A 3,487-nucleotide genomic window follows, 5' to 3' on the forward strand; every position below is an offset into this window, starting at 1 on the left:
GGTTGACCGCGCTGCCCCGGATGACCGCGAGGACGGGTCGTCCGGCCCGGCGGGCGTCGGACAACCGCTGCACCACCACCACACCCACACCCTCGGAGAACCCGGTCCCGTCGGCCCCGGCGGCGAAGGCCCGGCAGCGGCCGTCGCGGGACAGCCCGCGCTGCCGGCTGAACTCGATGAACAACCGCGGCGCGGACATCACCGTCACGCCGGCGGCCAGTGCCATCGAGCACTCCCCCCGGCGCAGGGACTGGACCGCCAGGTGCAACGCCACCAGCGACGACGAGCAGGCGGTGTCCACCGACAACGCCGGCCCCTCCAATCCGAGGGTGTAGGAGATCCGGCCGGAGGCCACGCTGGTCAGCACGCCGGAGCCGACGTACCCCTCGGCCTCGGCCGGCACGGCACGGACGTCGGGCGCGTAGTCCTGCGGGATCGCGCCGACGAAGACGCCGGTGTCGGTGCCGCGCAACGCGTCCGGCGCGATACCCGCCCGCTCCACCGCCTCCCACGACGTCTCCAACAACAACCGCTGCTGCGGATCCATCGCCAACGCCTCACGCGGCGAGATCCCGAAGAAATCCGCGTCGAACCCACCCGCCTCGTGCAGGAAACCACCCTGCCGCGTGTACGACCGACCCACCGCGTCCGGATCAGGATCGTAGAGACCCTCCAGATCCCACCCCCGACCCTGCGGAAAATCACCCACCGCGTCGCGACCCTCGACCACCAGATCCCACAACTGCTCCGGCGAGACCACCCCACCAGGAAAACGACACGCCATACCCACGATCGCGATCGGCTCCCGGTCGGCACCCTCGACCTCGGCCAGTCGGCGTCGGGTCTGCTGCAGGTCGGTGGTGACCCGCCTGAGGTACTCACGGAGCTTGTCTTCGTTTGCCATCGCGGGCCATCCCCCTGGGGGTCGCGGGTCTGAAGAGAGCAGACCCATCGGACTACACAGGACTGTCCGCGTACGTACTTAGATCGCCCTATCAGGGCTCTAAATCGCCTGCTCGGAGCGGGGAAACCGGGGGCTGACGGGCGCGGGTAAGGGTGAATTTAGAGTCCGTCCCTAGGTTCCCGGCATGACCGAAGACGGCGTTCCGGGCGCACCGGCATTCCCCATGCCCCGTACCTGCCCGTTCTCCCCACCACGCGAGTACGCCGAGCTGCGGGCCGCCCGGCCGCTGTCCCGGGTGACCCTCCAGGACGGCAACACGGCGTGGCTGGCCACCAGCCACGAGTACGTCCGCACGCTGCTCGGCCACCCCGCCACCAGTGCCAACCGGGCCCACCCCGGCTTCCCGGCGACCGTCGCCAACGTGCAGGCCTTCGCGCAGAAGGGCTTCCTGCTCTCGATGGACCAGCCGGAGCACTCGCTGCACCGGCGGATGGTGGCCGCGGAGTTCACCGTGCACCGGATCCGGCAGCTGCGGCCGCGCATCCAGCAGATCGTCGACGACCGGATCGACGTGCTGCTGGCGATCGGGACCCGCCCGGTGGACCTGGTACGGGAGCTGGCCCTGCCGGTCCCCTCCCTGGTCATCTGCGAGCTGCTCGGCGTCCCGTACGGCTCCCGCGAGGTCTTCCAGGGGCACACGGAGGTGTTGCTGGCCCGGGCCAGCACCCCGCAGCAGCGGCAGGAGTCGTTCGGTGCGCTCCGCGCCTTCCTCGGGGACCTGGTCAGCAGCAAGGACGGCAATCCGGACGACGACCTGCTGGGTCGCCTGTCGGTGAAGTACCGGGCGGCGGACTGCTACGACCACGAGCTGCTCACCGGGTTCGCGATGCTGCTGCTGCTCGCCGGGCACGAGACCACCGCGAGCATGATCTCGCTCGGCCTGCTCGCGCTGCTGCGGGACGAGCGGCTCGCGACGCAGCTGACCGACGATCCCACCCTGACCCCGAACGCCGTCGAGGAGCTGCTGCGTTACTTCAGCATCGTCGACTACCCCACCGCCCGGGTCGCGCTGGCCGACATCGACCTCGGCGCGGACCGGGTGCGCGCCGGTGAGGGCTTCGTCGCCTCCGCCGCCGCTGCCAACCACGACGGCGACGTCTTCGCCGACCCGGGCACCATCGACTTCCGGCGCGGCGTCCGCGGCCACGTCGCCTTCGGTTACGGCGTGCACCAGTGCCTCGGGCAGAACCTGGCCCGCGCCGAACTCGAGATCGTCTACGACACGGTGCTGGCCCGGCTGCCCGCCATGAAGCTGCTGACCTCCCCCGAGGAGCAGCCGTTCAAGGAGGCCACCGTCTACGGCCTGCACTCCCTGGAGGTGACCTGGTGAGTTTCCTGCGCCTGACCGTGGACGAGGAGCAGTGCTGCTGCTCGGGCCAGTGTGTGCTCGCCGCCCCCGACCTGTTCGACCAGCGCGAGGAGGACGGCATCGCCGTGGTGCTGGTCGTCGAGCCGACGGCGGACCGGTACGAGGAGGCCCGGACCGCCGCCCGGCACTGCCCGAGCAACGCCATCTCCGTGCACGAGCGGGACTGATTCCCGCTTCGCTCGACAGCCCGCCCACCGGGCGCGTGGGCCGGGTTCCCGCATCCCTGGCACCCGGAAAGGCCTGTCCCGTGTCGAACTCCGAAGACAAGTTCCGTGAGTACCTCAAGCGCGCCACCGTCGATCTGCGGCAGACCCGCGCCCGCCTCGCCGAGGTGGAGGAGCAGGATCGGGAGCCGATCGCGATCGTGGGTATGGCGTGTCGTTTTCCTGGTGGGGTGGTCTCGCCGGAGCAGTTGTGGGATCTGGTGGTCGAGGGTCGCGACGCGGTGGGTGATTTTCCGCAGGGTCGGGGGTGGGATCTGGAGGGTCTCTACGATCCTGATCCGGACGCGGTGGGTCGGTCGTACACGCGGCAGGGTGGTTTCCTGCACGAGGCGGGTGGGTTCGACGCGGAGTTCTTCGGGATCTCGCCGCGTGAGGCGTTGGCGATGGATCCGCAGCAGCGGTTGTTGTTGGAGACGTCGTGGGAGGCGGTGGAGCGGGCGGGTATCGCGCCGGACGCGTTGCGCGGCACCGACACCGGCGTCTTCGTCGGGGTGATGTACAACGACTACGGCTCCCGGTTACGACCGGCGCCGAAGAGCTTCGAGGGTTACGTCGCCAACGGCAGCCTCGCGAGCCTCGCCTCGGGCCGGATCGCCTACACGCTCGGCCTGGAGGGGCCGGCCCTGTCGGTGGACACCGCCTGCTCGTCGTCGCTGGTCGCGTTGCACCTGGCCGCCCAGTCGCTGCGTAAGCGGGAGTGCTCGACGGCGCTCGTGGGTGGGGTCGCGGTGATGGCCACCCCGACCACCTTCGTGGAGTTCAGCCGCCAGCGTGGCCTGGCGCCCGACGGCCGGTGCAAGGCGTTCTCCTCGTCCGCGGACGGCACCGGTTGGGGCGAGGGTGTGGGTGTGGTGGTGGTGCAGCGGTTGTCCGACGCCCGCCGGGCCGGACGACCCGTCCTCGCGGTCATCCGGGGCAGCGCGGTCAACC

4 protein-coding genes are annotated in these 3,487 nt (G+C 70.5%); 3 read left to right on the forward strand and 1 reads right to left on the reverse strand.

The annotated features are described in order from the left end of the window. A partial coding sequence (locus AB0K25_RS31680; RefSeq protein WP_357538584.1) for a beta-ketoacyl synthase N-terminal-like domain-containing protein occupies nucleotides 1-904 on the reverse strand: 904 nt, incomplete at its 3' end. A 184-nt stretch (nucleotides 905-1,088) separates the two neighbouring features. On the opposite strand from AB0K25_RS31680, the gene AB0K25_RS31685 reads away from it, so the two are divergent. The 3 genes from AB0K25_RS31685 to AB0K25_RS31695 form a co-directional block, all read left to right on the forward strand. After that, the gene (locus tag AB0K25_RS31685; RefSeq protein ID WP_357538582.1) at nucleotides 1,089-2,294 is read left to right on the forward strand and encodes a cytochrome P450; all 1,206 of its coding nucleotides are present in this window, start codon (nucleotides 1,089-1,091) and stop codon (nucleotides 2,292-2,294) included. Further along, nucleotides 2,291-2,500, forward strand: coding sequence for a ferredoxin (locus AB0K25_RS31690; protein ID WP_308291068.1), 210 nt, complete (start codon nucleotides 2,291-2,293; stop codon nucleotides 2,498-2,500). The genes AB0K25_RS31685 and AB0K25_RS31690 overlap by 4 nt, the downstream gene beginning before the upstream one ends. An 80-nt stretch (nucleotides 2,501-2,580) precedes the next feature. After that, nucleotides 2,581-3,487 (forward strand): beta-ketoacyl synthase N-terminal-like domain-containing protein (locus AB0K25_RS31695; protein ID WP_357538580.1); only part of this gene is annotated, 907 nt, incomplete at its 3' end.

Source organism: Micromonospora sp. NPDC049257, from assembly GCF_040678915.1.
Taxonomy (GTDB): domain Bacteria; phylum Actinomycetota; class Actinomycetes; order Mycobacteriales; family Micromonosporaceae; genus Micromonospora; species Micromonospora antibiotica.

Bases quoted from the DNA above. Each gene is read 5' to 3' on its own strand.
- AB0K25_RS31685 (WP_357538582.1), top strand. From the start codon at position 1,089: ATGACCGAAGACGGCGTTCCGGGCGCACCGGCATTCCCCATGCCCCGT.